A 24,390-nucleotide genomic window follows, 5' to 3' on the forward strand; every position below is an offset into this window, starting at 1 on the left:
GCGCGCAGATCCCACCGGAGGTCATTCATGACGTCTCCCTCGCACCACCCACTCCACGGACGGCTCCTCGCCCTGGCCGGGACGATCGCCCTCGTCGCGACCGGACTCGCCGTCTCGGCCGCACCCGCCTCGGCGGCCACCTTCAACCTCGAAGGCTGGGCCACCCAGGGCGGCGGCACCACCGGCGGCAGCGGCGGCTCCACCGTCACCGTCACCAGCGCGTCCGCCCTGGCGAGCGCGGCCGGTTCCAGCACCACGCAGACCATCCAGGTCAACGGCAAGTTCGCCTGCTCCAGCGAGATCACCGTGGCGTCGAACAAGACGATCATCGGGGTGGGCTCGAACTCCGGGCTCACCGGCTGCGGGCTGAAGCTCAAGAGCGTCAGCAACGTCATCATCCGCAACCTGGTGATCGCCAAGGTGCCGGCCGGCGTCGGCAACGGCGACGCGATCCACGTCGAGAAGTCGACCCGCCTCTGGATCGACCACAACGACCTGTCCAGCGACACCAGCCACGGCACCGACTACTACGACGGCCTGCTGGACATCACCCACGCCGGCGACTACATCACGGTGTCCTGGAACAAGTTCCACGACCACATCAAGTGCTCGCTCGTGGGGCACAGCGACGACAACGCGTCAGAGGACACCGGCCACCTGCGGATCACCTACCACCACAACTGGTTCAACAACTGCGACCAGCGTGGGCCGCGGGTCCGCTTCGGCAACCCGGTACACGTGTTCAACAACTACTACTACAACTCCGGCACCTACGGCGTGGCGTCCACCTGCAACGCGGGCGTCTACCTCGAACGCAACTACTTCGAGAACACGCCGAACTCCGCGGTGTCGGCGACCGGCAGTTCCCCGTCGGGCAACATCAAGCTGCTCAACAACTACCTGGTCAACTCCGGCACCCCGGCGGCCCGCAACGGGGCCGGCGTCGCGGCCATCCCGTACGCGTACACGGTGGACGCGAACTCGTCGGTGAAGTCGATCGTCACCTCGGGTGCGGGCACCGGCAAGATCTAGCCCGTTGAACGCTGCAGATCACGGTTACGCAGCCGTGAGGAAGCCGGTGAGGCATGCGTAACCGTGATCTGCAACCAGTAGAGCTAGCGGGCGATGCGCAGGCGCCGGGCGAGTCGGGCCGAGCGCCGCTGCTTGCGCGCGACCAACGTCTGTCCCCGTTGGACGAGGGCGGGCACCCGGCGCGGCACGTCGACGAACTCCGAGTCCGGTGTCGAGGCCGGGAACAGCGCGAGCGTACGCCCGGCGGGTGCGGCCCCCTCGACCAGCAGGTGGCAGGTCGGTGTGACGCGGGCGTTGACCTCCAGCAGGTACGCCTCCCCCGACTCGGTGATCATGAAGTCGAAGCCGCAGAACCCGGTGAGCCCGAACCGTTCCACCAGTACGCGAGCCGCCGAGGCCATCTGCGGATGGTCGATGACGCGGACGACCGCCGCCGGTCCACGGGCCTCGGTCGCCGCCACGACCTCGAGGCAGACCACCGCAGTCGCCTCGCCTTCGAAGCAGGCCGCCGTCACGATGCCTTCGCGGCCCTCGACGAACCCTTGCGCGTTCACCACAGGGCGTGCGCGCCGGGCCCACGCCGAGAACGGAGCGGCTTCGAAGTTGACCACCAGCCGCTTGAGCGCGCGCGGCAGGCTCGGCGGGTACGCCACCGACCGCCAGGCCGTCGCCGCGTCGGCCGGTTCGCGGACGAAGGCCACGCCGCGACCGCCCCAGCTGCCGTCGGTCTTCAGCGCGTACGGCAGGGGCCAGTCGGCGAGCTGCCGCCGATCGTCCACCACGGCGGTCTCCGGCGCGGTCACGCCCAGCGATTTCGCGGTCGCCGCCAGCCCCGACCGCGAGGTCACCGACGTCCACTGTGCAGGGTCGCCGAGCGACCGCCCGACGAGCGCGGCCAGCTCCGGATCGGTCAGCTTGACCGACTCGTGCAACCGTCGCAGCAAGGCCAGCGCCCGCTCGTCGTCGGGCAGGATGATGTCCGGCTGCGCCTGGCGGATCGCGGCCACCAGGGACCGCCGCCGCCACAGCCGGTTGAGCCGGCAGTCGGCGATCAGCCCGTCGACCAACTCCAGCACGTGCCCGCGCGGCCGGCACGCCGACACCTCGAAGCCCGCCTCGATCAGCGCGTGGGCCAGCCGGGCCGCGGCGAACCAGCGCATCGTGGTCAGGATCATCGGGCGCTCGAACCCGGGCCGGGGGCGAACTCCGGGCCAGCCGGGCCGGGCCATCGCCAAGCCGTGGTCGATCGCCGCCGCCACCGCGGCCGCCGCCACGGGTTCCCGCACGACCTCCAGATGGTCGCCGTCGACACGCTGCACGACGACGCGCTCGGCCAAGCCCGCCCACAGCCGGGCCACGTCACAGCCGAAGTGCCGGTCCTGCGAGGTGGCGATCAAGGTCAGCGTCCCGGGATAGGTCCGCGGGCGATAGGCCGCCATCGACTGGTACGCATAGCGAGCCGAGTGCGTCTCGGCGCTCGCCACGTCCCGCACGGAATCCGCCGTCTTCGCATTCCGGCGCACGAGTCGCCGGATCAGGCGTACGCCGCGCAGCCGGACCTCGGCCAGCGCCGCGAGCGGCCGCATCCGCACGATCCGGGCCAGCTGCCAGCCGGTGCGGCGCAGCAGCGCGCGTACCCACATCCTGCGCGGCCAGAAGCGTTCGTCGTAGACACCCTCGATGAGGAACAGCGAGCCGACGTCCTGACCCGCCGCCCGGAGCTGCTGGGCGACTTCGAGGGCGAGGAGCGCGCCGAACGAGTAGCCGCCGACACGGTACGGCCCGACCGGTTGCAGCCCCCGGATCGCCGTCACGACCTGGGTCGCCGCGGCGGGCAGGCCGATCGCGTCGGGCAGCACCGGCATCATCGCGTACACCTGCTGCGGGCCGGTCATCGCCTGAACCGCCGGGAGCAGTTCGGCGAGATCGCCTTCCACTCCCGGCATCAGGAACAGGGTCTCCGCGTCGTCGCCCGCCTTCAGCAGCTGAAGGCGTACGCCCTCGGCGGCCGCCGCGTCGGCGGCGAGCGTCGTGGTCATCTGGTCGCCGCGGCTCTACGGGCGAGGACCCGCGCCACCCGGGGCGCCACGTATTCGGCGCCGACCATGAATCGCATGAGCGGCCCGAAGCTGTTCGCGGCGGGCGGTCCCACGAAGTACAGCCCGCGGACGGAACTCTCGAAACCGCCGGACAGCACCGGCATCCGCTCGTGCGTACGGATCGCCGTGCGCAGGCTGTCGCTGAAGAACTCCAGCCGCTGGACGTCGGGCCAGTAGCCGGTCGCCGCGATGATGTGGTCGGTGACGTGCTCGACCTTGCCGTGCGGCGTACGCAGCACCAGCTTGGCCTTGCTGCCGTCCACGGTGGCCTGCTCGATGACGGCGCTGAGCGTGGTGGACACCGTGGCGTCGAAGCGCGGCTTCATCCACCACGCCGACGACGGGCCGAGGTGCCGGCGAATGATCTTCACGCGCAGACCGCTGGGCAGGAAACGGAACAGGTTCGGCCGCTTCTGGAAGATCCACGACCGCAGCCCCGGGCCGATGCCGGTGGACGGATGCCGCAGCCGCTGGTAGAGACTGCGACCGCCGTGCGGCTGCGCGGAGGCGAACTTGACCCGGTCGCGCCGGGCCACCAGCGAGGTGTTCGCGCCCGCCTCGGCCAGCAGCGCGGCGATGTCCACGGCGGACGAGCCCGCCCCGATCACGGTGACGTCCCGGCCGGCGAAGCCCGACAGGTCGTGATGCGCGGAGGCGTGCGACACGAGGTTCGCCGGCAGGCCGGCCAGCTCCTGCGGCATCCGCGCGAAATGCGTGATGCCGACGGCCGCCACGACCAGTTCGGCCGTGAGCGTCTCCCCGTCGTCCAGCTTGAGCGTGAACCCCTCCGCTCCCTTGTCCAGCGCGATGACCTGACGGTCCTCGACCTGCGGCACGAACCGCTTCTGGAAGTCCACCGCGTACGACGTGAACACGTCCAGCTCGACCGGGATCGCCGTGTCGTCGTAGGCGATTCCGTTCTCCTCGCAGTACGCCGACAGGCGGCTGCCCGGCTCCGGCGAGCTGAGGCTCGACGCGAACCCGTCGGACTTCAACGACATGCCGGCGGGCATGTGACGCAGCCACGTGTCGAGCGGCGTGCCGAAGATGCGGTGTGGCACGCCGAGCGACCGCAGATGCGCCGCGATGGACAGTCCGTAGGGCCCCGCGCCGATGATGGCTACCCTGGTCACGAACCCGCACCCCCACAACGATTTCGGGCCACCTCTCGATCGGGGACCCGCACGATAACCGGGGATGCTATTCGCCCTATGGACTACTAAGTAACGACGTGGACCGTCAGACTCCCGACAACTGTCACCCGCCAGGAGCGCTGCGTACGCAGAATGCCGGAAAGGCGGGTTGCCCGGTAGGCCGGACGGTCAGGTCGCCGTCATCAATTCCTCGACATCGGCCGCGAATCGTCGCGCAGGAACGACGTCCAGCCAGCCAGCGTGGACGGTGACGGCCGACGCGTCGTCGACGACTCCGACCACGACTCGGTGGCCAGATCCGGCTCGGGCCAACGACGCCACCGGCTGACGCTCAGCAGCGCCAGCAACAGCATCCCGCCGACCAGCGCGGCCGTGCCCGTACGCAACGGCATGCTGAGGTCCGCGTGCAGCCCGCCGAACGAGATGTCCTTGGACAATGCCTTCACCACACCGTGCGGGGCGATCATCAGCAGGATGTAGCTGCCCGCGTACACGACGCCGGTCAGCACCGCGCCCAGTGGCGACATGCGCAGTGTCGCGATGAGCCCGAGCAACAGCCCGGCGACGAGCAGGAAGACGAGCGGGCGCAGGATGTCGGCGCCGCTCGGGGTGGCGGTGTTCTCGTCGTCGAGAACGCGCAGCGAGGTGGACTGGCCGATGGCGAGCAGGAACCAGGACAGCGGGGCGATGACGAGGGCGGCGATCAAGGTCCAGAGGTGTCGCATGCGCGGCATCTTAAAGGCGTTCGCCGTTCGCGTCCTGTTTTGTACGCCTCGTCAGCAGTCATTCACCCTCTGCTATCACGTCGGCGATCAAGGCGGCCAACAACGCGGTCCTGCCCGGGATCTCCGCCACCACAACGTGTTCGTCGTCGGCGTGCGCTCCCCCGCCGACCGCGCCGAGCCCGTCCAGCGTCGGTACGCCCATCCCGGCGGTGAGGTTGCCGTCCGATCCGCCGCCGACGGCCGTCTTCGTCAACGGTGCGAGGCCCAGCCCCGCGGCCAGCTTGCTCGCCCGGGCGAACAGGGCCGCGGAGGATTCGGAGGTCATCGGGGGCCGGTGAGACTGGGTCGACAGCTCTAGGCGTATCGCTGGATCGACCGGCTGGAGCGCCCGGAGCGCGAGTTCGACACGCGACAGTTCGCCCGGCGTGGCCGCCTGCACGTCGATCGCGACCTCGGCCAGCGCGGGCACCGTGTGCGGGTGGTGCCCGCGGACAGCACGGTGGGTGTGACGGTCGTGCCCAGCGCCGCGTCGCCGAGCGTCGCGATGGCCAGCACCTGGTGTGCCAGCTCGACGCCCGCGTTGTGGCCGCGTTCGGGCTCGAGCCCCGAGTGCGCCGCCTTGCCGTGTACGCGCAGCGAGTAGCCGGCGGAGCCCTTGCGCTCGGTCTTCAGCGCACCGCCGGGGCCGGACGCCTCCAGCACGAACGCCGCCTTCGCCCCGGTCGCGGCGGCCTCGATGAGCGCCCGCGATCCAGGCGAGCCGATCTCCTCGTCGCCGGTGACCAGCAGCGTCACGCCGGTCCGGTCAGGCAGTTCGGCGATCGCGTGCAGCGCCATGACCAGGCCCGTCTTCATGTCGAAGCAGCCGGGGCCGCGCAGGATGCCGTCCACCACCTCGAACGGATGCGTACGCAGCGAGCCGATGGGCCACACAGTGTCGTGATGACAGAGCACGAGTACGCGCGTCGGCCCGCCGAACCGCCAGGTCAGGTGGATCCCGTCGCGCTGGGGCGGCGTGCCGAGCACCTGCGTGCCGAGGGCGGCGACGACGTCGGCGCTCCGGTACAGCGCGGCTTCGTCGGCGGAGGGGGACTCGGTTTCGACGAGGGTTCGAATGTGATCCAGCATTGCTCCATGATCAGGGTCATCTCCGTGCCGTCATATAGCGACAGGAAATGACCCTGATCATGAGCGTTACCGCAGCGGCGGATTGGCGTACTGCACCAGTTCGATCGCCTGCTGCGGGAACCATGCCCCGGCCGCCGGATCGGCGATCCCGCCCCGTGCCGGGTCGACGCCGGTGCCCGTGCCACGGTCGCACTGCCCGTCGGACTGACCGGGCGTCTTGATCCACAGGTACGCGTCCACCAGCGGATCACCGGTGCTGGACGTCGGCTTCAGGCCGAGCCCACGACCGGGCGGGTTGCACCAGTCCTGAGCGTCCGGCCACCCGTTGCCGACCGGCGGCGTCCACGGGCCCTGCCCGTTGCGGCTCGTGTCGATCACGAAGTGCGGCAGGACGTCCGGCGACACCGCGCCGACGTTCTGGTCGTACCACGCGTCGGTCAGGCCCCAGGTGCTGAAATCGGCCGGATTCGCCGGGTAGTACTGGCTCGCGCACCAGTCGAAGTGTCCGCGCGCCCAGTCCGGACCCTCCGTACCGAAGTAGACGCACTTGCTGATCCAGCTGCCGTACTTGAGCTGGCGCTCGGTCGTCTGATAGTTCGACAGGTTGAGGAAGAATCCGTCGGCCTGCTGCACGCCCGCCTTGACGAGCCGATCGGCGGCGTCGCCCGAACCGAGCCAGCCGCTGTGCGTACCGTCGAGGTAGACGCTGGTGTTCGGCAGCGCCTTGAGCTTCGCCACCGCGTAGTTCAGCATCGCGAACCGCTCGGCCGCGGCGGTCGCCGGGTCGGCCTCAGCCGGCTTGCACCACTCCGACGCGCCGTTGATCGAGGTGTACCAGGGGATGATGCCGAGGCTGTCCGGCTCCAGCGCCACCACCACCTCGTGGCGGCCGATGCCCGCGGCGAACGCGTCGACCCAGGCCTCGTACTCGGCCACGCTCGTCGCGCCGCCCGCGGAATACTGCGCGCAATCCCGGAAGGGGATGTTGTACGCCACCAGGACCGGCACCTTGCGCTGCACGGCCGCCCGGGTGACCTCGGTCTTCACCGACTTGGTGACATCCTGACCCGTGCCGCCGGTGTACCACACCGCCTGCGGGGTGCTGACCATCGTGAGCAGCTTCGTCGCCACACTCCACTGCCCGTGCGCGTAGAGCGAGGCGATCTGCTGGACGGCCGCCGGGTCGGGGCGCGGGGTGTAGAACCTCGTGCCGTCCTGGCCGTGCGCGTACGCCGGGGTGGCGCCGGCCAGGACCGTGGCGAACAGCGCCGCCGTTGCTGTGAAGATGCGCTTCACCGATGTTCCTCCTGAGGGGACGGAGACAGTGGGAACGCTCCCAACGGTGTCCGGCGTACGCGACGATGTCAACACCTCGATCGGCTTAAGGAATGCGCCGGGCGACGGCTTAGACCTGCCCCGCCACCGACACGACGAGGTCCAGATCGCGGATGACCTCGGAGAACGCCACCGGCGGCACCTCTGCCAAGGGGACCGCCGAGCCGTCGCTCAGGAACCGCACCACGCCGACCACCACGTCGCCACCGCCGAAGTAGCCCGGCAGGTCGCAGGTCAGCGCGGCGGAGATCCCGGGGCCGGCCGAGCGGGACGCCTGGTGCTCGTCATATCGGTCATGGGTGGACCACCCACGCTCGGACAGCAGCTGACCCGCCACTTTGCCGTCGACCGTGCGTCCGGCGAAACGTCGCGAAACGTCGACGGCGTCGCCCTCGGCCGGGCTCACCAGGTACAGCTCCCTGAACGCCTGCTTCACCGGTTGCTGGAGCTGGAGCTGTCCGAGCTTCGCTTGCCAGTGGTCGAGCAGGCCGCGCTCGTACAGCAGGAACGGATGCGCCGCGGTGAGCGGACCGTCGAGGTCGACCTCGTCGAGCAAGCCGATCCGGCCTGCCTGGTCCTGCCAGATCAAGGCCGGGAGCATCGCCGCGCCGGCAGGCAGGCTCCGCAGGCGGGCGAACTCATCGGGTGCGAGGGTGCCACCGGTGGCGACGAGCCGCTCGATCATCCCGGTACGCATCCGGCGAGCCTGGTCGCGGAGCCGTTCCTGGTGTTCGCGGACCTCGGCGTACCGCGTGTCCCTGCGTACGCCGGCCGGCACCGACTTCAGCTGCTCGCCCGCCTTGCTGACCGAGATGATCGGTTCGGCGCCGGACAGCCGCACCGCGACGGCGTACTCGCCGATGGTCCAGTCGCCGGGTGCCTCGGCGGCGATGCGGGCCTCGCAGTCCCACTCCAGGCGGCCGGCGTCCGGAAAATCCGCCACCTGGGCGAGATGGTCCAGGGCGACCGCGACCGCGGCGGCGTGGCTGTGCCTGCGGTTCGGACCCAGCTTCGGACCTCGCTTCGCCACCTCCCGCACGGCCAGATACCGGTCGAGCACGGTCTCCCCGTCGGCCAGCGGCAGCAGGCCCAACGCGGCGATGCCCGCCAACGCGTTGTTCTTGGCTCGCTTGTGGACAGCCGTCCGGTTCCACCCGAGCGCCGCCGAGATGATCTCACTCGGGCAGAGCGCCAGCAGCTGACGTGCACCGTCGACGCCGGCCTGCCGCACGGCGACGAGGATGGCGACGCGATCCTGCCGCACCGCCTCCGTTGTGGAGGCCGCCTGGACCAGCCGCAGCAACGGCTCCGCGCCGGGCAGCCCCAGCAACGGCAGCAGCACCCCGGCGTCGCCCGCCGGCAGCCGGAGGCCGAAGGCGTACCGCCGTTCGCCGTCTGGCCGGTCGCGCAGGTGTTCCACCAGCGCCGTCCGCTCGTCGTCGGTCAGCTCGGCGGAGCCGAAGCGCTCGGCCATCCGGCGATCGGTCGGCCGCTCCACGGCCCGGAGCACGAACCGCAGACCCCTCGGCACCAGAACCTCGGGCAGCCGGTCCCAATCGGATTCGGGCGGCGAGGTCAGCCGCCAGGCCAGTTCCTCGAAGTAGTCGAGGACGACAGGTGCGCACGCGGCAGGCGTCAACCTCGCGGCGCTGTCGGACGGTGAGCGGCCCATGACGGCGTAGCCCAGGTACTCGTCGTCGGCGAACGCCTGCTCGATGACCTCGATGTCCAGCTCGCCCACCGCGTGCAGGGCGTCCAGCACCCGCGCCACGGTCTCCCGGCGTGCGCGGCCCAAGGGAGTGAGCACCAGGAGCCGAAGCAGGTGAACGTCGCCGGCAGCGATCGCCCGGTCCGCGAGGGGCTCAAGCGGCGGGGTCGGCCAGCCGACACGGTCCACAATGGCGGCCAGCGCCACCGTACGCCGGGCGGTCGGCCACGGCGCGTCCAGGACGTCTCCAGCGTCGTCTGCATTCCGCACGGGAAACGCGCTGTCGTAGATGTCGTCCAGCGCGGCGCGGACGTCGTCGATGTGGGAGTCCAGATGCCCACCGGTGCGGTCGATGCTGTTGCCGGACTCGATCGCGCTCTGAATCTCCTTGGCAAGCGCCCGCAGACCTGCCAGGTCGCCGGCCTTCGTCAAGCCGGCCGCCTGGTCCGCCAGCCGCCACAGAGCATCTCGCTGGTCACGGACCTCGCCGGCGAACATGTCCGGTACGTCAACCACGAGCCACCCACCGATCAGCCACCGCGTCACGCGCCTCGACCCGCAACACCGGTACGCATCCGTCCTGTCGACCGCAATCCGATCATCGAACGGTAACGCGCAAGGTCAACTAGCGGCCGAGGTGGCCGAAGCGAGTGGGAGGGTCCAGCGGAGGACGGCGGAGCCGGCGACGTTCTCCAGCGACACCGGATGGCTCTGGCCGCCGTCGAACCGTTGCAGCTCGGCCGGATCCCAGTGCACGGCGAGCACCGGGCACCCGGCGACCTCGATCGTTCCCGCGCCGAGGGCGTGCGGCCAGCCCGCCCGCTGGCCGAGGTGGTGGTGCGTGTGCAGCTCCACCTTCGCCAGGTACTTGTAGTGTCCCTGGACGACCGCCCATCGGTTGACCGTCGCCGCCTGCTCGTACGCCGCGTCCACCGGCAGGTCCAGCCACCCGTGCGGCCCGCCGGCCCGGAACGCCGGGATCGGTTGTGAGCCGAACTCGGCCTGAGCCTGCTCCGACCCGTCGCCCCGGACGAGGACGTCCGCCAGGCCGTCGACGGTGGCGGACGGCGACACGGTGCCGACCCAGGAGTCCAGGGCGATGGGGTCGCCGATGATCATGCCGCCCGTGTCGACGGGTAGCTCGCCGAGCAGCACCGAGTCCGGCTGCTCGGACACCGCCGACCAGGGCAGGCCGAGGGCGACCTCGAGGACGGCGATCGCTTCGGCCAGGGCGTATGCGCCGGGGCGGGTCGTCGCCGTGACCGTCAACGGTCCCGTCCCGACTGGCACGGCGATCGCTTCGGCGAGCCCGTCCTTGAGGTGGGCTCCGCCCGTTCCGGCCGCCCGGCGGGCGCGAGACGACAACGGCTCGCCGAAGTCGGCCCACTCGTCGAGGTGGCCGCCGCAGCCGAGCACGACGGCACCCGACGGCGCTCGGATCGAGCCCAAAGTCATGGTGTCCGGCACGGCCTCACGATAGTCACATTCATCGTCGCCGGTGTGCCCCGGGCCTGAGCGGATCATGAGAGGCTACCGGCATGAGAGTCGGAGTGGTGATCCTGCCGGACCGTCCCTGGGCGCAGGCCCGGCGGCTGTGGGAGAAGGCGGAGGCGGTCGGCTTCCACCACGCCTGGACCTACGACCATCTGGGCTGGCGGGACCTCGTCGACGGACCGTGGTACGACGCGATCGCCACCCTGACCGCGGCAGCAGGCGTGACCGAGCGCATCAGGCTCGGCACGATGGTGGCCTCGCCGAACTTCCGCCATCCGGTGCACTTCGCGCGGGAGATCAGCACGCTGCACGACATCAGCGGCGGCCGCGCGATGATCGGCGTCGGCGCGGGCGGCCTCGCCGGATTCGACAACGACGTCCTCGGGCAACCACACCTCGACCGGCGGCAGCGGTTCGAACGGTTCGCCGAGTTCGTGGAGCTGCTGCATCGGCTGCTGCGCGAGGGCCGAGTGACGTTCGACGGAACGTACTACCGGGCGGTGGACGCCCGGTGCGAGGTGAGCGAACTGCCGCTCGTCATCGCCGCTGAGGGTCCGCGAGGGATCAAGCTCGCCCAGAAGTACGGCGACGCCTGGGTGGCGGGCGGCGACGTGACCGAGGACGTCGAGGAATGGTGGGCGTCGGTCGAGCGGCTCAGCGCGCGCAACCCGGTCAGCACCACTCGGTTCCTCATCCTCGACCCGCGGTCGGCCACCTACTCGCTGTCGAGCGCGGAGTACTTCGTGGACGCCGTGGAACGCGCGGAACGGCTCGGTTTCACCGACGTGCTGACCCATTGGCCCCGGGAGAGCAGCTGGTTCACCGGCAGCGAGGCGGTGCTGGACGAGGCGATGGCCGAGCTACGGCGACGTCGGCCCGAATGACCTCTTGATCGTTTGCCGCGCGTGCAATAGCTTCATGCAGCCCCATCAGCCTGGCCAACGAGGGAACGTCATGAAGCTACAGCGCAGGCGGCGTGCCGGACACATCAGCTTGCTTCTCGGCGTGGGCGCGATCCTCATCGTCGGCGCGATGGCCGGCTACGAGATGACCGCGTACGGAATCCCGCTCGGGCCGTTCTCGCTGTACTTTCTGGGCTCGATCGCGGTCGCCGGCGGGTTGGCGGTAGTCGTGTGGGGATTCCGGCCGGCGCCAGTGGTGCTGAGCGACGCGGGTCTCGGACTGCGTACCGCCGGAGTGAAGACGACGCTGCCTTGGCCGCAGGTCGACGCGCTCATCCTCGAACCGCCGGGCGGTTCAGGGGGCGAGGCGCACCGGCTGGTCTTGGTACCGGCCACCGGAGTCGACCTCGGCGTCCCGATCGAGTACCCGAACAAGGCGGATCGCCGGAAGTCCCTGATCCTGGTCAAGCTGGACGGGCTGCAACCGACGGTCGACGAGGTGAAGAAGGCGGCACGGCGGTACGCCGGTGCCAAGTTCGTGGACAAGACCGTCCTTCAACGCAAGCCGGTTCACTGACGCGTGAGGCGGTCGAGCGTACGCAGGCCGAGGCGGGCCATCGGCGGATTGGTGTCGGCGTAATACCACGGCAAGCCCATGGCCTGCGCGAACGCCCAGGCTCGGCCGCGTTCCCAGGCCAGATCGTCCTCGCCGAGGCGCTCCCGGAGCACCTTGCGAGGACCCGCTTCCAGCAGATGCCAGGCGCTGACGAGGTCCAGCGCCGGGTCGGCCGGGCCGAGTCCGCCGACGTCGAGCACGCCGGTGAGGCGGCCGTCGTCGACCAGCACGTTGCCGGGGATGAGGTCGCCGTGCGTCATGGCGTCGGGCGCGGTCCGGGGCAGCTCCCGGAACTCCGTCCACATCGCCCGCAGCTGGGGCACGTCGAGGATGCGTACGCTGCGGTCGAAACAGAAGTCGAGCCAGCCGTCCGCCTTCTTCAGGTCGCCGCCACGCCCGCTGCCGCTGAAGGTACGCCCCCGGGTGTCGATCGACCGCACGCCTGCGATGAACTCGGCGAGGTCCTCGGCGAAGCCGGTCGACTCCCCCGGGTCCTCGACCGTCGCCACCGTGCCCGGCAGCCACGTCTGCACCGACCACGGCAGCGGATAGCCCGCGCCCGGCTCACCCAGCGCTACCGGCTCCGGGGTGCGGAAACGCGTACGGCCGGCGAGTTCGGCCGACGCGTCGGCTTCGGCTCGCAGGTCACGCCCGATCTCGGCGGGGTCGCCGGGCACGAGGGGAAACCGAGCGGCCAGGTCCTCACCGATCCGGAAGATCGCGTTGACCGTGCCCTCCGAGGACACGACCGGTTTGATCGGCGACGTACGCCATTGCGGGAACTGGTCGTCGACGAGGGAGCGGACGATTTCCGGAGTGACTTCGAGCTGGTCGTCATGCATCGGCACGCCGATCAGGCTACGTGGTCCTCCGCCAGGAGACCGAGCGCGACCGGGTCACTGTCCAGGGTCGATGGCGCCGTCCGGGTCAGCGACATGGCCCGCAGCGAGATCCGCAGCAGCAGTTGCAGCACGACGCCGACGACGGGGAACGCGATCAGATAGACCAGCGCCTCGACGACGGTGGCCCGGACCTCGTTGGCCGCGCCGAGCGGCACGGGCCGGCCGACGAGCGCGTCCAGGCACATCATCTCGGCCCGGACCAGGTCGAACTCCAGCCAGCCGATGATCAGCACGCCGAGCACGATGGCGCCCAGGTCGATCAGCCGCGGCGGGAGGTCCGACCAGGCCCGCAGCTCGCCGAGGCCGCGCCCGAACTGCCGGCTGAACGCGATCAGCTCCACCAACGCCGCGAGGGCGAAGACCGGCAGCAGTTGGGCGACAGTGGAAGCGAAGGCCTCGTGCATCGGGAAAGGGTCGCATGACGGGCAGCCCGGCGAAGTCGGAAAGTCGTCATGGCGTACGCCCCGGCCGGTACGTTATGAGGCATGACGTTGCTTCCCCACGCACTGGTCTGGCGGCGTACCGACACGACGGGCGGCGAGTACGCCGGTTACGACGATCGCGACGGGCTCACCGCGCACGGCTACGCATTCGCGGCCGCTCCAGTGGCGTACGCCTGCCGCTATGAGCTGTCGGCCGACAGCCGGTGGGCCAGCAGCCGTCTCGACGTGACCGTCGAAGGCCCGGGCTTTCTGCGTACCCTCAAGATGGAAAGAGCGAGTGGCCGCTGGCGGATCACGACCTCGGAGCGTGGGAACCTCAACGCCGTTCTGCCGACCGCCCCGCTGGCGGGTACCGAGGAGCCGGAGCGGCTGGCCGACGCGCTGGACGTCGACCTGTACGCGTCGCCGCTGACCAACACGCTGCCGATCCGGCGGCTGAACCTGCTCGGCCGGCCCGCCGGGACGAGCAGCACGATCACCGCGGCGTGGGTGTTGTTGCCGAGCCTGGCCGTGGTGCCGTCCGAGCAGACCTACACGGTGCTCGGTGACGGCCAGATCCGGTACGCCTCCGGCACCTTCAGTGCGGACCTGACGCTCGACGAGGGCGGGTACGTCGTGACGTATCCCGGCCTCGCCGATCGGTAGACCTCACCCGGTAGATCTAGGGAAGCAGCTGGTCGGGCACCATGTCGAACAGCCCGAAGTACGCGCTCGCGTACTGGCCGTCCGGCAGCAACGTCGACGTGCTGACGTGGGTGAACGCCTCGACGCCGACCCAGCCCTGGAAGACGCCGTCGTCGTCGACGACCTGCAGCAGCGGCCGGGGATGCGAGTTCGCCTTGTAGCAGGGCTGGCCCTGGGCGAGGCATTGGCACCAGTACCACTCGGTGTTGCGCCGCCCGCCGCCGATCTCGGCGATGTAGCGGACGCGGTTCTTGGTGGGGAACGTGGCGCCGCAGTTGCAGCTGGAGTTGTGCTGGTTCCAGCCGATGCACTGGGCGTTGGCGCAGACCTGCCACGGATTGTTGTAGTTCGCGTCGCCAGGCGTCTGGTTGCCCGAGCCGAACCACCAGGTGCCCCCGGTGCTCTGCCGGCTCACCGTGCCGCCGTTCTCGACGACGAACGTGCCGGTGTACTTGCGGGCGTTGTAGCGCGCGTCGGTGACGAGCTGCGTCATCGTCGCCCGGGTCTCCCGGCCCAGGCCCGCGTTGCTGCCGTAGCCGATGCCGAAGGTCGCCGAGTAGTCGCTGAACACGCCGGCCGCGGGGATCTGCGGCGGGTTGGTGTACAAGGTCGCGCTGTTCATCCGGGCGACCGTGCCGAGGCTGGTGAGGTTCCAGTACTCCGTCAGCGGGCTGCGCGCGTTCCCGGCCGCGTCCTTGGTCCAGGTGATCTTCAGGCGTCCGTCCGATGTGTAGGAATAGGCGCCCTGGAAACCGCCGGTCGGGTCGCCGGCGAATCCGTCGACCGTCTTGACGTAACAGTCCGGCACGTCACCGCTGCAGTCGGCGTACACGGAGTCGACGCGGACGGGTTGGTCGAGCAGGTTCCAGGTCCAGTAGTTGTGTACTACCGCGCCGTCGGTGGTGAACGCGTAGTACCCGAGGCGTACCCAGTCGCGGTAGTTGTTGACGCTCGCCTGGTCGAGCCCGGCCACGGCCACGACCCAATTCGCCTTGCCCGCCGGGAGGGCGGTCGCTGCCCGGGCCGGGCCGGCCGGCACGAGCAGCCCCGCCACGAGCAGCGATGCTGCGATCCATCGTCGCTTCATGGCGGACATTAGACATCATGAATCTATTTTCGGCAACGCCCGAAATTCCGCTGCCGGCTCGTCGCCGCCCGGTCAGGCGGTGGGCGTACGGCGGCCGCCGTAGGACTCGATGAGCGCGTCGGCCACCGTCGCCGCGTCGGCCTCCGCCAGCTCCGCCGGATACTCCGGCATCAGGTCGTCCCAGACCACCAGCCACGATCCGTACAGCTGCGGCTGCCCCTCCGGCCGGGCGAAGAACCACATGTGCAGGTGCGCCGCCCCGTCGCCGATGCGGTACGCGTGCGCGCGGGTGATGCCCGGCAGCGCCTGGATGTGGCCGACGAGATGCTTGGTGAGCACGCCCAGCTCGGCCGCCAGCTCGTCCGGCAGGTCGGCCAGGTCATAGTGGTCACGCGGGTGCAGCATCAAGACAAGTGGTACGCCGACGCGCTGAATCCGGGTGAGCCGCCAGGTATCGGTGAACCAGATGCCGTCATCGCGATGGTCGCAGGATCTGCAGTCGGCCGGGTCCTCGCCGTGGCGGGGCGGCTCAGGCATCACCGGCGGGCGCAGCGGCGTGACCCGCAGTCCCTCCTGCTCGAACGGGCTGATGTCCCAGCCGGTCATGCGCGCCAACGGCAGCCGCCCCTCCGCGTCGGCGGCGGCGATCGCGTGGGCGTAGTACTCCTCAGGGTCCATGGCCATGATCAGGACCCTAGAGCATGGGGTCCGCCCGGCGGGGGTTCCGTCAAGAGGCGGCGGGTTGGTAGACGAATCCGGTCAACGGCGCGAGGACCTTCCAGTCGAGCGCCTCATAGAGCGCCCGGCCCTGGACCGTCGCGCCGAGAATGCCGGTAGACGCTCCATTCTCGACGGCCGCGGCGGTGAGCGTGCCCATCACCACCGTCCCGAGGCCACGACGCTGGTGCGCCGGTTCGGTGATGATCTGGTCGAAGACCCCGGCGGTGCCGGTCACTCCGAGCTGGCCGGCCGCGGCGAGATCGCCGGCGGCGCCATGGACCCGCACGCGGGTGACACCGTCGGCGGTCTCGGCGGTGACGGCGTACCCCTCAGGCGCCTGCACGCGCGACGGGCGCAGGTCGACGGCCATCAGGAAGCACGGATCGAGGGGCTCCCAACCGGCGGGGAACCACGGCTCCATCTCGCTAGACGGAAGGAACCCCTTGATACAGGTGGTGGGCTCGGTGATCGTGCCGATGAGGCTGCGGGCGACCGCGGCGTCGGTCTCGGTGTCGCCGGTGAGCAGGACGTGCCGGACCAGCTGGGTCGGCTGACCGACCTCGATCCGCAAGCCGTAAGGCTCGTCCACCGGCTTGGGCGTACCCCGCGAGACGGCCCACCCTTCGGCCCATAGCCGTGCGACGTCCAGCATCCAGCCCACCCCCGTGTACGCGCCGACGTGCTGCCGGCCAGGTAAACCTAGCTGGGGTGGACGTCGAACTCCACGTCATACCGGTCACCCCGGTAGCGCGAGCGGCCCCACTCGATCGCCGAGCCCGAGGCGTCGTAGGCCACCCGGTCGATGACGAACGACGGCAGCCCGATCGGCACTTCGAGCAGCTCGGCGTCGGTCTCGTCGAGGGCGATGACGGACACTCGATGGGCAGCGGTCGCCACCTGCACACCCCAGTGCTCCTGAAGGATGACGTACAGGGACTGGTCGTCGGCGAGCAGGTCGGCCAGGCCCGGGAACCGGTTCGCCGACAGGTGCGTGTTCTCGACCGCGATGGGCACCCCGTCGGCCGTACGCACCCGGTGCAGGGCGACGATCGGATCGCCTTCGGCCAGTTGCAGACGTTGTGACACCAGTTCGGTCGCTGGGCGTACGCCTAAGGAAACGACCCGCGCACCCGGCTCCAGACCGCGCAGCCGCATGTCGTGGCTGAACGAGCCGGTGGTCGTGCCGTGCGTGAGGCGCGGCTCGGCCACGTAGGTGCCCGCGCCGTTGACGCGGCGTACGAGCCCCCGGGTGACCAAGTCGGTGATCGCCTGGCGGGCGGTCATCCGCGCGACCTGGAAGCGTTCGGCGATCGACCGCTCCGACGGCAGCAGGGTGCCGGGCGGCTGCTCGCGGGCCATCGCCTCGAGGATCTCCCGCAGTTGCTCGCCCTTGGCGCGGTCGGTGTCGAACGCGTCGGGGAGCGGAATCTCCGGGAACGTGTTGTGCGGGCTGCGGGCCATGGTGCTCCGAACAGGACGTGGTCAGGCGTCGCCGAGACGGACACGCCCACCGTACTGCCGCAGGATCTCGGCGTTGCGTTCGTAACCGCCGGGCGTGTTGGCCGAACGGTACACCAAGGACGGCGTTCCCGCCGCCATCTGACGCCCGACGACCTCGGCCACCAGCAGATTCGCCGCGAGTACGCCGGTCAGACCGGACAGCGGCCCGAATCTGTCGCCCTCCGGCAGCGGCACCGCCGCGTCACCCCAGGGTGCTCCATTGTCGATGACGACGTCGGCGAGCTCGGCCAGCGACGGGCTGCGCTGGGCGGTGGTGGCGTGGTCGACCGAGGTGATCGCGATCACCCGATGCCCCCGCGACTGGGCCAGCTGGACCATCTCGACGACCGCCGTGTTGCCGCCGGAGTTGGACGCGATCACGAAGACGTCCGCCGGCCGGATGTCGGCCAGCGCCCAGATGCGCTCGGCCACCCCGGACTCCCGTTCGAGCAGCGGATCGAGGATGTCGGCGGGCTTGGCGTCTCCATAGTAGACAAGATCGCGGATGGCGAGCTGATTCGCCGGGATCAGCCCACCGGCCCGGCCGACCAGCTCCAACGCCACCGCCCGCGAATGCCCCGTGCCGTACGCCTGAAGCACGCCACCGGCGGTGAGCGCGTCGGCGACCAGCCGCCCCGCCTCGGCGATCGCATCGCGTTGCGTGGTGATCAGCCGCTCCACGGCGGCCCGGGCGACCTCGGCGTACGCGTCCTGGTCGATCATCGCTCTCCTTCGGTCTTGCTGTTTCTTATGGCGCTTCTTGCTCGCGCTCTTATGACGCTGCTCGCTCGCGTGGCTTTGTGGCCTCGCGTGGCCCGCCTCATCCGCGGGAGTTCGTGATCTCCGGAGGGTGGCGTACCCATCCCCCGCGCTGACAGGTAGCCGGCCCTCCGGAGATCAGCTGCCGTCGCCGAAGTCGCCATCAGGGGTCAGGGCGGTGGGGTCAGGGCGGCGAACAGGTCCGCCACCGTCCGGGTGATCAGTTCGGCGCTGCCGGGGGCGGCCGCGCTCGCGAGGACTTCGTACGTGGCCGACCCGTAGGCGGCGGCCGGCGGCAGGTATCCGGGATAGGCGTTCGTATATCCGAGCACGACAACGGCCCGAGGGCAACCCTGCTGTTCCTCGCGCGCCCGGTTCGCCAGGCGCAGATCTTCGGCGGCGCTGAGGAACGGTTCGCCGGGGAGCCCAGCCAGGAGCAGATCACCGATGCGTACGGCGGCGACCTCCGCCTCGATCTCGGGTGGTGCGACGACGGCCGCCATCCGCGCGCCGTCGAGGTTGCCTTCGGCGATGCGGGCGGCGATCGGGTCGGACGCGGCGCGGATGCCGTCCTCGGCTGCTGCGATCAGGGCGTTCGCGTCGACCGGTGGCTTCGGTTCGAGCGTGACGCGGCGGCTGCGCCAGTCGAGGTCACCGTCGGCCGCCCAGCCGATCCCCGGAGCGGAGCCACCCGACGCCCAGCCGATCCCTGGAGCTGAGCCGTCGGACGCCCCGCCGATCCCTGGAGCGGAACCGTCAGCCCAGCCGACCCTGGGTGCGGAGCTGTCAGTCGAGCCGGTCTCCGGGGCCGGGGCGGCGGCTTTGTCGAGGAGTTCGAGGCACCGGTCGGCGACGAGCGCGCCGAGCCGGTCCAGTTCGGACGCGTCCTGGCCCTGACGCGTACGCCGGGTGCTGATGTCGCCGGCCGCGCCGGCTGCGACGGCGATCCAGGTCCCCGGCCCCAACCGGTCGGCGAGCGCACGCCGGACCGCTCCGGTCAGGTCGGCGCTGACGAGGAGGTTCTCCGACGGCAGCACGGTCGGATGCACGGGCAGGACGACCAGTACGCCGGCTCGGCGGCCCTCGGAGACGATCTCGACGACGTCCAGCGGTACGCGCGGCTCGCCCGCGTAGTGGCTGCGTACCGCGCCGACGCCGTGCAGCGGGCCGGAGTGGACCAGGCCGGACGCGCCGGTCTCGGCCCGGCGGGCGGCCGCGATCGTGTCGGCGACGGCGGTGCTGAGGGTGGCGAGCCAGTCAGGCGGTGTGGCCGTCCCACCTGGTACGCATCCGGTCTCCGGCCCGGCATGGGTGTGGCTCGCGGCGACCCAGAGGAGGTCCACGCCGGACACCGCCGCGCGGGCCGCCTGGGTCAGGTCGGCGTTGACGCAGATCGCGTCGATCAGCGCCAGGCCGAATCGGCGTACGCCGTCGGACCAGGTGATCGCGGAGACGCGCAGCGGATCGAGGGTGCCGGTGGCGGTTCCCTCGCGGAAGGCGTACCCGCCCATGGGGGTGCCCGGCGGGACGGTCAGGGTCTGGGCGGCGAATCCGACTCTCACCGGAGCGTCACCCGCACCAGTCCGGAGTGGATGCCGAGGTCGGTGGCGGCGGCGAGGTTCGCGGCGCCGTCCAGCCCGTCCCCGAGCGGCTCCCGCAGGCGTACGCCGGGTCGTCGGAGGGCGAGTTCGTCGGCGAATCGGCGACGCAGGGTGTCGTTGCGCAGCAGCCGTCCGGTCCACGACACGGGCAGGTCCGTCCCGGCGGCGGCGACGGTCGCGGCGAGTTCCTCGGCGGCCTCGGCGATGATGCGGTCGGCGTACGGGTCGGTGCCGGCGAGCTCGAGCACGGCCGGGGCGAACTCGGCGATGCGCGCGACGGCGTCCGGTGCCGGGTAGAGGGATTCGGCGAGGTCGGCGAGGTCGCCGAAGTGCTTGCCGGCCAGCTCGGTCAGCGGGGTCGGCTCGATCCGGCCGTCGTGGCCGCGTAACGCGACGTCCAGGCCCCTTCGCCCGATCCAGAAGCCGCCGCCGGCATCGCCGCACAGGTAGCCCCAGCCGTCGACCTGACGGCGTACGCCGTCGCGATCCAGCCCGAGGGCGATCGCGCCGGTCCCGGCGGCGAGCACGATCCCGGGGCCGAGCCCGAAAGCGCCCGCGTGGGCGGTGACGACGTCCCCGGCGATCAGGACGCGCTGTGCGCCGAGCCGGTCGAGCAGATCGGCGGCCAGGGCTGCGTATTCGGCGTCGGAACCGAGGACGCTGGTCAATCCCAGGCAGACGGTGCCAATCTGGTCGGCGGCGGCCACGGCCGTCCAGGGTTCGGCGATCGCGGCCAGCACCGCCGCGGATGGGCGTACGCCGGTCCGGTAGGTCATCCCTGGCGCTTCGGCGCTTCTCCCGACCTGACCGTTTCGCGACAGTGCCAGCCGCATGCGCGTCTGGCCTGCGTCGATCGCCACGTCCACCACGTCAGCCATGATCGGCATCGTAATACCGGTCTAGACCGAAAGCTATAGCGGGTTTACGCTGCCGACCATGAAATCGGCTCTTGTCGCTGCCTTGTCCGCCGCCGCCCTGCTGGCGACCGGCTCCGTCGCCCTGCTGACCACAGGATCTCCCGCCGCCGCATCCGACCTGCGCGTGTACACGTCGGTCCCCGGCTCCTACCGAGTCCAGCCGACATCCACCAACGGCACCCCGGTCTTCCACGACCTCGGCGCCCGGATCACCGTCCCCGCCGGCACCACGAAGTACCTGAGCAGCAAGCTCATCGTGTCAGCCGCGACCGTCGTCACCGAGACGTCGCATCTGGTCTACTGCCGCCTGCCCGGCGCCACCGCCCTGACCGACCGGCTCGTCTCCGGCCAGAACGTACTGGCCGGGACGACCACGACGATCCTCACCCGCGGAATGATCACCGCGCCCGCGTCCGGCAGTCTCACCTGCTCGCTGGAGGCGATCTTCATCGACCATACGGCCACCAGCGGCGCGCAGTCGATCCGTGTCGAGGCGTCCACGTACGTCGAGGACGTGTTCGGCGTGCTGCCCGCGTCGGCGCAGACCTATCAACCAACGCGCACCCGCGTCGACAGTGGCTACTACGCCGCGCCGGTCACCTTCACGGCTCCGGCCGGGGTGACGAGCATCCAGGCCATCGGCGACGTCAACGTCACCACCTGCTACGGCACGAAGCCGGAGGCGTTGTGCGTCGGCGGGCGGCTCACCGGCGGATACGCGTACGTCGGCACGCAGCTGGTGGTGCACCAGCTCAACCAGGACGGATCGGTCTGCAACACCACCACCAACGGCGCGCTCGCGGGCGTCACCGTGTCCAACACCGTCCACCACTTCAAGATCAATACTTGGCACACCGCCGTACCAGTCCTGGCGAGCTGCTCTTCGCGTACCTTCTCCGCTTCGACCAGAGTGACCGCCAACGCGGGAGCCGAGTCGATCGTCGTGGAGGCCAACCACCAGTCGCTGACCGCGTTGTTCGTGTCCTGACCCGCGCTTGGGGTGTCATACCGCGATGGCATCATCGCGGCATGACGCCCCTCACCGTCCGCCAGGGCGACGCGACCAGCCCGCAGGCCAAGGGTCCCAAGGTGATCGCGCACATCTGCAACGACCTGGGCGGCTGGGGCAAGGGGTTCGTGCTGGCCATCTCCAAGCGGTGGCCCGAACCGGAGCGCGACTACCGCGACTGGCATCGCCACCGCGCAGGCAACGACTTCGGGCTCGGCGCGGTCCGGATCGTCCAGGTCGCCACGGACGTCTGGGTGGCGAACATGGTCGCCCAGCACGGCATGAAGACCGGCAGCAACGGCCCGCCGATCCGCTACGACGCCGTCGAACGCTGCCTCGCCAAGCTCGCGGAGCTGCTGCCGTCCGGCGCGTCGGTGCACATGCCACGCATCGGCACGGGGCTCGCCGGCGGCTCGTGGGACAAGATCGAGCCTCTAGTGGTACGCACACTGTGCGCGCGGGACATCCCGGTGACGGTCTATGACTACGGGAAATGATCCGTTGACCGCAGTTCCGTGGGACACGCTGCACCACGCGTACGGGTCGGCGGCGGACGTGCCGGATCTGTTGCGCGCCTTGGCTTCAGCCGACGAGGACGTCCGCGGCGAGGCGCACTACCGGCTGCGGGGCAACGTCTACCACCAGGGGACGCGCTGGGAGGCGAGCGCGTACGCCGTCCCGTTCCTGGTGGCGCTCGCGGATGAGCCGTCCACACCGGAGCGCTCGCTGGTGGTGGATCTGCTCCGCCTCGTGGGCCTCGGCGACCTGGACGATCGCGCGCTGCCGTTCGCCGGGTTCCCGTCGTTCGGCGAGGATCTGCGCCGGCGCATCCGCGAACTGCTGCCCGCCTTCTACGAGGGCGAGGTGGAAGACGACGACTTCGAGGTCATGGACCTCGCCGCGCAGGTGTGGGCCGCCGATGCGTACGCGGCCTTCACCCCGAACGGCGAAGTGTTCCGCCGCTGGCTCGGCGACCCGGATGCCGAGGTGGCCGCCCGCGCCGCCGAACTGCTCGCCTGGGTCCCGACGACACCGTCGATCGTGGCCGACCTCATCGCCGTGCCCGACGGCGACGGCGTACGGGCGAGCGCGAACCTGGCCCTGGGGCACCTGACCGGTGAGGATCCGGTGGTACTGGCCCGGCTCAGCGGGCAGTTGTCCGATCCGTCGCCGATGATCCGCTGGTCAGCGGCGGTCGCCGTGGCTCTGCGTACGCGGCCCGACGTGCCGCCGCCGGTTCGCCGGCTGCTGGAGGCCGAGCGGGATCCGACGCGGCCGGTGACCGTGCCCGGCTGGCAGCGGCCGCTGGCCGGGTTCATGGCCCTGGCGCTCACTCCGCCCGGATAGCGTCCCGGGCTTCCATCAGCGCGAACCCGAGCAGATTCAGCCCGCGCCACTGCGCGGGATCCGACGCGCGGGGGTCGGCCGCACCCAGCCCGATCCCCCAGATCCGGTCCAGCGGACTCGCCTCGACGAGCACCCGCTCCCCCGTCCCCAGCAGGTACGCCCGCAGGTCGTGGTGCTGACCGAACTTCGCCACGCTGCCCGCCACGACGATGGCGTACCGGTTGTCGTCCCAGGTCTGCTGGTCGAAGTCGCGCACCTGCCGGCCGAGTTCCTTGGCCTGGCGCGGGTGCTTCACCGACAGCACCTTGTCGGCCATCACGTCGTCGCTGAACAACTTCGCCTTGGACCACATCATCCAGTGCTCGGCCGTGGCGTACGCCCGCCCGCCGACCTGGAACGACGCGGGCCACCACTGGCTCAGGCAACCCGCACCGACGGTGCCGTCGGGTTGCGGTTTGTGCCCCCAGAAGTGGAGGTATTTCACGTTCTTCCCGGAAGAGACGAGGTCAGCCAGATCGGTGCGGGTGTGCGCGAGCATGCCCGACAGTGTGCCGGATGCCTATGACACTGCGCGACCCGCCTGTTACTCAAACCGGGCACGAATTGTGCTGCCGAGCTTCATCCGGCGAGGCGGCGGTTCAGGTGAGGGGGACGGCGATGAGGGCGGCGATCAGGCCGTACTCGATGGCCGTCGCCGCGTTCGCGGGCGCGGCGAGCAGCAGCGACGCGACGACCGCTGCCAGCGCGGCAGCCGGGTACCAGATCCTCTTGGTCATGGGGCCGAAGGTAGCGGCCGCTGCGGAGGTGAGATAGATAAATGAAGCTCACCCCCCGTGGTGCCCTGACCACGCTCCGGGGCTTGCGAGGTGGCTCTGACCAGCGCATAGTTAAAGTGACTCCACCCCCATTCGTGAGGATTCGCGCCATGCTTGCCGACGATGACCGTTCTCCGCGCCTTGATGCCGACGCGTTGATGGAGATGACGCACGAGACGATGATGGCCCGCTGGGAGCTGGGCCTGGTGACTCCGATGTCGGCGACGATCAGCACGTTCGCCAAGACCGACGGCAGCTGGTGGACGGCGGCCGAGGAGATGTGGCGCCGGGTCTGCGTCGAGGAGGAGAACAAGCGCCTCGACTTCCATCATGACCGGTTCGGCAGCAACGTGCAGGCGGCCGGGCCGCCGCAGTCGCTGTTCGGGCGCCAGAGTCCTCGCAACCTCGCCTAG

At 70.4% G+C, this 24,390-nt stretch carries 25 protein-coding genes and 2 pseudogenes; 8 read left to right on the forward strand and 19 right to left on the reverse strand.

The annotated features are described in order from the left end of the window. Positions 1–27: 27 nt before the first annotated feature. Positions 28–1,032, forward strand: coding sequence for a pectate lyase family protein (locus tag HDA40_RS03180; RefSeq protein WP_253751360.1), 1,005 nt, complete (start codon positions 28–30; stop codon positions 1,030–1,032). 83 nt (positions 1,033–1,115) lie between these two features. On the opposite strand, the gene HDA40_RS03185 is transcribed toward HDA40_RS03180, so the two are convergent. The 8 genes and pseudogenes from HDA40_RS03185 to HDA40_RS03220 all read right to left on the reverse strand — a co-directional run bounded on the left by HDA40_RS03185 (position 1,116) and on the right by HDA40_RS03220 (position 10,648). Further along, entirely contained in the window at positions 1,116–3,071 is a 1,956-nt protein-coding gene (locus tag HDA40_RS03185; RefSeq protein WP_253751363.1) for a thioesterase domain-containing protein, read from the reverse strand. After that, a complete protein-coding gene (locus HDA40_RS03190; RefSeq protein WP_253751366.1) occupies positions 3,068–4,264 on the reverse strand; it encodes an NAD(P)-binding domain-containing protein in 1,197 nt (398 codons plus the stop codon). Before HDA40_RS03190 ends, HDA40_RS03185 begins: the two co-directional genes overlap by 4 nt. A gap of 203 nt (positions 4,265–4,467) precedes the next feature. After that, complete coding sequence (locus tag HDA40_RS03195; RefSeq protein WP_253751369.1) at positions 4,468–5,010, reverse strand: hypothetical protein; 543 nt, start codon at positions 5,008–5,010, stop codon at positions 4,468–4,470. Between the two features lie 58 nt (positions 5,011–5,068). Next, positions 5,069–5,625, reverse strand: a pseudogene (locus HDA40_RS03200) (M20/M25/M40 family metallo-hydrolase); the annotation flags it as partial. Next, positions 5,506–6,138, reverse strand: a pseudogene (locus HDA40_RS03205) (M20/M25/M40 family metallo-hydrolase); the annotation flags it as partial. The pseudogenes HDA40_RS03200 and HDA40_RS03205, both read right to left, overlap by 120 nt. A gap of 66 nt (positions 6,139–6,204) precedes the next feature. Continuing rightward, positions 6,205–7,434, reverse strand: coding sequence for a glycoside hydrolase family 6 protein (locus tag HDA40_RS03210; RefSeq protein WP_253751372.1), 1,230 nt, complete (start codon positions 7,432–7,434; stop codon positions 6,205–6,207). Between the two features lie 109 nt (positions 7,435–7,543). Then, positions 7,544–9,697 (reverse strand): DUF4132 domain-containing protein, encoded by a 2,154-nt coding sequence (locus HDA40_RS03215; protein WP_253751375.1) that lies wholly within the window; start codon positions 9,695–9,697, stop codon positions 7,544–7,546. Between the two features lie 105 nt (positions 9,698–9,802). Continuing rightward, entirely contained in the window at positions 9,803–10,648 is an 846-nt protein-coding gene (locus tag HDA40_RS03220; RefSeq protein ID WP_253751378.1) for a hypothetical protein, read from the reverse strand. 71 nt (positions 10,649–10,719) lie between these two features. Here HDA40_RS03220 and HDA40_RS03225 point away from each other — a divergent pair, with 71 nt between their 5' ends. Next, positions 10,720–11,559, forward strand: coding sequence for an LLM class flavin-dependent oxidoreductase (locus HDA40_RS03225; protein ID WP_253751381.1), 840 nt, complete (start codon positions 10,720–10,722; stop codon positions 11,557–11,559). Between the two features lie 121 nt (positions 11,560–11,680). Then, positions 11,681–12,154, forward strand: coding sequence for a hypothetical protein (locus tag HDA40_RS03230; protein ID WP_253751384.1), 474 nt, complete (start codon positions 11,681–11,683; stop codon positions 12,152–12,154). Here HDA40_RS03230 and HDA40_RS03235 read toward each other — a convergent pair. Both HDA40_RS03235 and HDA40_RS03240 read right to left on the reverse strand, forming a co-directional pair. Beyond that, positions 12,148–13,035: an aminoglycoside phosphotransferase family protein gene (locus HDA40_RS03235; RefSeq protein WP_253763545.1), complete on the reverse strand. Its 888-nt coding sequence runs from the start codon at positions 13,033–13,035 to the stop codon at positions 12,148–12,150. The two genes, HDA40_RS03230 and HDA40_RS03235, sit on opposite strands and share 7 nt — an antisense overlap. Positions 13,036–13,046: 11 nt before the next feature. After that, positions 13,047–13,499 (reverse strand): hypothetical protein, encoded by a 453-nt coding sequence (locus HDA40_RS03240; protein ID WP_253751387.1) that lies wholly within the window; start codon positions 13,497–13,499, stop codon positions 13,047–13,049. A gap of 81 nt (positions 13,500–13,580) precedes the next feature. Between HDA40_RS03240 and HDA40_RS03245 the strand changes: the two genes are divergently transcribed. Further along, complete coding sequence (locus HDA40_RS03245; RefSeq protein WP_253751390.1) at positions 13,581–14,183, forward strand: putative glycolipid-binding domain-containing protein; 603 nt, start codon at positions 13,581–13,583, stop codon at positions 14,181–14,183. Positions 14,184–14,199: 16 nt separating this feature from the next. Here HDA40_RS03245 and HDA40_RS03250 read toward each other — a convergent pair whose 3' ends face one another. From HDA40_RS03250 to HDA40_RS03280, 7 genes are all read right to left on the reverse strand, one after another. Continuing rightward, entirely contained in the window at positions 14,200–15,309 is a 1,110-nt protein-coding gene (locus tag HDA40_RS03250) for a hypothetical protein (protein ID WP_253751393.1), read from the reverse strand. 72 nt (positions 15,310–15,381) lie between these two features. Beyond that, complete coding sequence (locus HDA40_RS03255) at positions 15,382–15,993, reverse strand: HIT family protein (protein WP_253751395.1); 612 nt, start codon at positions 15,991–15,993, stop codon at positions 15,382–15,384. Positions 15,994–16,036: 43 nt separating this feature from the next. Next, the gene (locus tag HDA40_RS03260; protein WP_253751398.1) at positions 16,037–16,681 is read right to left on the reverse strand and encodes a GNAT family N-acetyltransferase; all 645 of its coding nucleotides are present in this window, start codon (positions 16,679–16,681) and stop codon (positions 16,037–16,039) included. A gap of 47 nt (positions 16,682–16,728) precedes the next feature. Then, positions 16,729–17,490: a GntR family transcriptional regulator gene (locus HDA40_RS03265; protein ID WP_253751401.1), complete on the reverse strand. Its 762-nt coding sequence runs from the start codon at positions 17,488–17,490 to the stop codon at positions 16,729–16,731. A gap of 21 nt (positions 17,491–17,511) precedes the next feature. After that, positions 17,512–18,252: a sugar isomerase domain-containing protein gene (locus tag HDA40_RS03270; RefSeq protein ID WP_253751404.1), complete on the reverse strand. Its 741-nt coding sequence runs from the start codon at positions 18,250–18,252 to the stop codon at positions 17,512–17,514. 206 nt (positions 18,253–18,458) lie between these two features. Continuing rightward, positions 18,459–19,850 carry a hypothetical protein gene (locus HDA40_RS03275; protein ID WP_253751407.1) on the reverse strand — a complete coding sequence of 464 codons (1,392 nt, stop codon included), beginning with the start codon at positions 19,848–19,850 and terminating at the stop codon, positions 18,459–18,461. Beyond that, the gene (locus tag HDA40_RS03280) at positions 19,847–20,767 is read right to left on the reverse strand and encodes an N-acetylglucosamine kinase (RefSeq protein ID WP_253751410.1); all 921 of its coding nucleotides are present in this window, start codon (positions 20,765–20,767) and stop codon (positions 19,847–19,849) included. The genes HDA40_RS03275 and HDA40_RS03280 overlap by 4 nt, the downstream gene beginning before the upstream one ends. A 58-nt stretch (positions 20,768–20,825) precedes the next feature. On the opposite strand from HDA40_RS03280, the gene HDA40_RS03285 reads away from it, so the two are divergent. From HDA40_RS03285 to HDA40_RS03295, 3 genes are read left to right on the forward strand one after another with little or no spacing between them, the layout of a single operon-like run. Next, the gene (locus tag HDA40_RS03285; protein ID WP_253751413.1) at positions 20,826–21,794 is read left to right on the forward strand and encodes a hypothetical protein; all 969 of its coding nucleotides are present in this window, start codon (positions 20,826–20,828) and stop codon (positions 21,792–21,794) included. 41 nt (positions 21,795–21,835) lie between these two features. Beyond that, a complete protein-coding gene (locus tag HDA40_RS03290) occupies positions 21,836–22,312 on the forward strand; it encodes a macro domain-containing protein (protein WP_253751416.1) in 477 nt (158 codons plus the stop codon). 4 nt (positions 22,313–22,316) lie between these two features. After that, positions 22,317–23,162: a HEAT repeat domain-containing protein gene (locus tag HDA40_RS03295; RefSeq protein ID WP_253751419.1), complete on the forward strand. Its 846-nt coding sequence runs from the start codon at positions 22,317–22,319 to the stop codon at positions 23,160–23,162. Here HDA40_RS03295 and ybiA read toward each other — a convergent pair. Together ybiA and HDA40_RS03305 are read right to left on the reverse strand one after the other, a co-directional pair. Continuing rightward, positions 23,146–23,700: a riboflavin biosynthesis intermediates N-glycosidase gene (gene ybiA, locus HDA40_RS03300; RefSeq protein ID WP_253751422.1), complete on the reverse strand. Its 555-nt coding sequence runs from the start codon at positions 23,698–23,700 to the stop codon at positions 23,146–23,148. The genes HDA40_RS03295 and ybiA overlap by 17 nt on opposite strands. Positions 23,701–23,800: 100 nt before the next feature. Then, on the reverse strand, positions 23,801–23,938 hold the full coding sequence (locus tag HDA40_RS03305; protein WP_253751426.1) for a hypothetical protein: 138 nt from the start codon (positions 23,936–23,938) through the stop codon (positions 23,801–23,803). A gap of 149 nt (positions 23,939–24,087) precedes the next feature. Between HDA40_RS03305 and HDA40_RS03310 the strand changes: the two genes are divergently transcribed. Continuing rightward, on the forward strand, positions 24,088–24,390 hold the full coding sequence (locus tag HDA40_RS03310) for a hypothetical protein (RefSeq protein ID WP_253751429.1): 303 nt from the start codon (positions 24,088–24,090) through the stop codon (positions 24,388–24,390).

Source organism: Hamadaea flava (genome assembly GCF_024172085.1).
Taxonomy (GTDB): domain Bacteria; phylum Actinomycetota; class Actinomycetes; order Mycobacteriales; family Micromonosporaceae; genus Hamadaea; species Hamadaea flava.

Bases quoted from the DNA above. Each gene is read 5' to 3' on its own strand.
- HDA40_RS03180 (WP_253751360.1), top strand. From the start codon at position 28: ATGACGTCTCCCTCGCACCACCCACTCCACGGACGGCTCCTCGCCCTG.
- HDA40_RS03185 (WP_253751363.1), bottom strand. From the start codon at position 3,071: ATGACCACGACGCTCGCCGCCGACGCGGCGGCCGCCGAGGGCGTACGC.
- HDA40_RS03195 (WP_253751369.1), bottom strand. From the start codon at position 5,010: ATGCGACACCTCTGGACCTTGATCGCCGCCCTCGTCATCGCCCCGCTG.
- HDA40_RS03225 (WP_253751381.1), top strand. From the start codon at position 10,720: ATGAGAGTCGGAGTGGTGATCCTGCCGGACCGTCCCTGGGCGCAGGCC.
- HDA40_RS03235 (WP_253763545.1), bottom strand. From the start codon at position 13,035: ATGCATGACGACCAGCTCGAAGTCACTCCGGAAATCGTCCGCTCCCTC.
- HDA40_RS03240 (WP_253751387.1), bottom strand. From the start codon at position 13,499: ATGCACGAGGCCTTCGCTTCCACTGTCGCCCAACTGCTGCCGGTCTTC.
- HDA40_RS03245 (WP_253751390.1), top strand. From the start codon at position 13,581: ATGACGTTGCTTCCCCACGCACTGGTCTGGCGGCGTACCGACACGACG.
- HDA40_RS03250 (WP_253751393.1), bottom strand. From the start codon at position 15,309: ATGAAGCGACGATGGATCGCAGCATCGCTGCTCGTGGCGGGGCTGCTC.
- HDA40_RS03255 (WP_253751395.1), bottom strand. From the start codon at position 15,993: ATGGCCATGGACCCTGAGGAGTACTACGCCCACGCGATCGCCGCCGCC.
- HDA40_RS03260 (WP_253751398.1), bottom strand. From the start codon at position 16,681: ATGCTGGACGTCGCACGGCTATGGGCCGAAGGGTGGGCCGTCTCGCGG.
- HDA40_RS03265 (WP_253751401.1), bottom strand. From the start codon at position 17,490: ATGGCCCGCAGCCCGCACAACACGTTCCCGGAGATTCCGCTCCCCGAC.
- HDA40_RS03270 (WP_253751404.1), bottom strand. From the start codon at position 18,252: ATGATCGACCAGGACGCGTACGCCGAGGTCGCCCGGGCCGCCGTGGAG.
- HDA40_RS03280 (WP_253751410.1), bottom strand. From the start codon at position 20,767: ATGGCTGACGTGGTGGACGTGGCGATCGACGCAGGCCAGACGCGCATG.
- HDA40_RS03285 (WP_253751413.1), top strand. From the start codon at position 20,826: ATGAAATCGGCTCTTGTCGCTGCCTTGTCCGCCGCCGCCCTGCTGGCG.
- HDA40_RS03290 (WP_253751416.1), top strand. From the start codon at position 21,836: ATGACGCCCCTCACCGTCCGCCAGGGCGACGCGACCAGCCCGCAGGCC.
- ybiA (WP_253751422.1), bottom strand. From the start codon at position 23,700: ATGCTCGCGCACACCCGCACCGATCTGGCTGACCTCGTCTCTTCCGGG.
- HDA40_RS03305 (WP_253751426.1), bottom strand. From the start codon at position 23,938: ATGACCAAGAGGATCTGGTACCCGGCTGCCGCGCTGGCAGCGGTCGTC.
- HDA40_RS03310 (WP_253751429.1), top strand. From the start codon at position 24,088: ATGCTTGCCGACGATGACCGTTCTCCGCGCCTTGATGCCGACGCGTTG.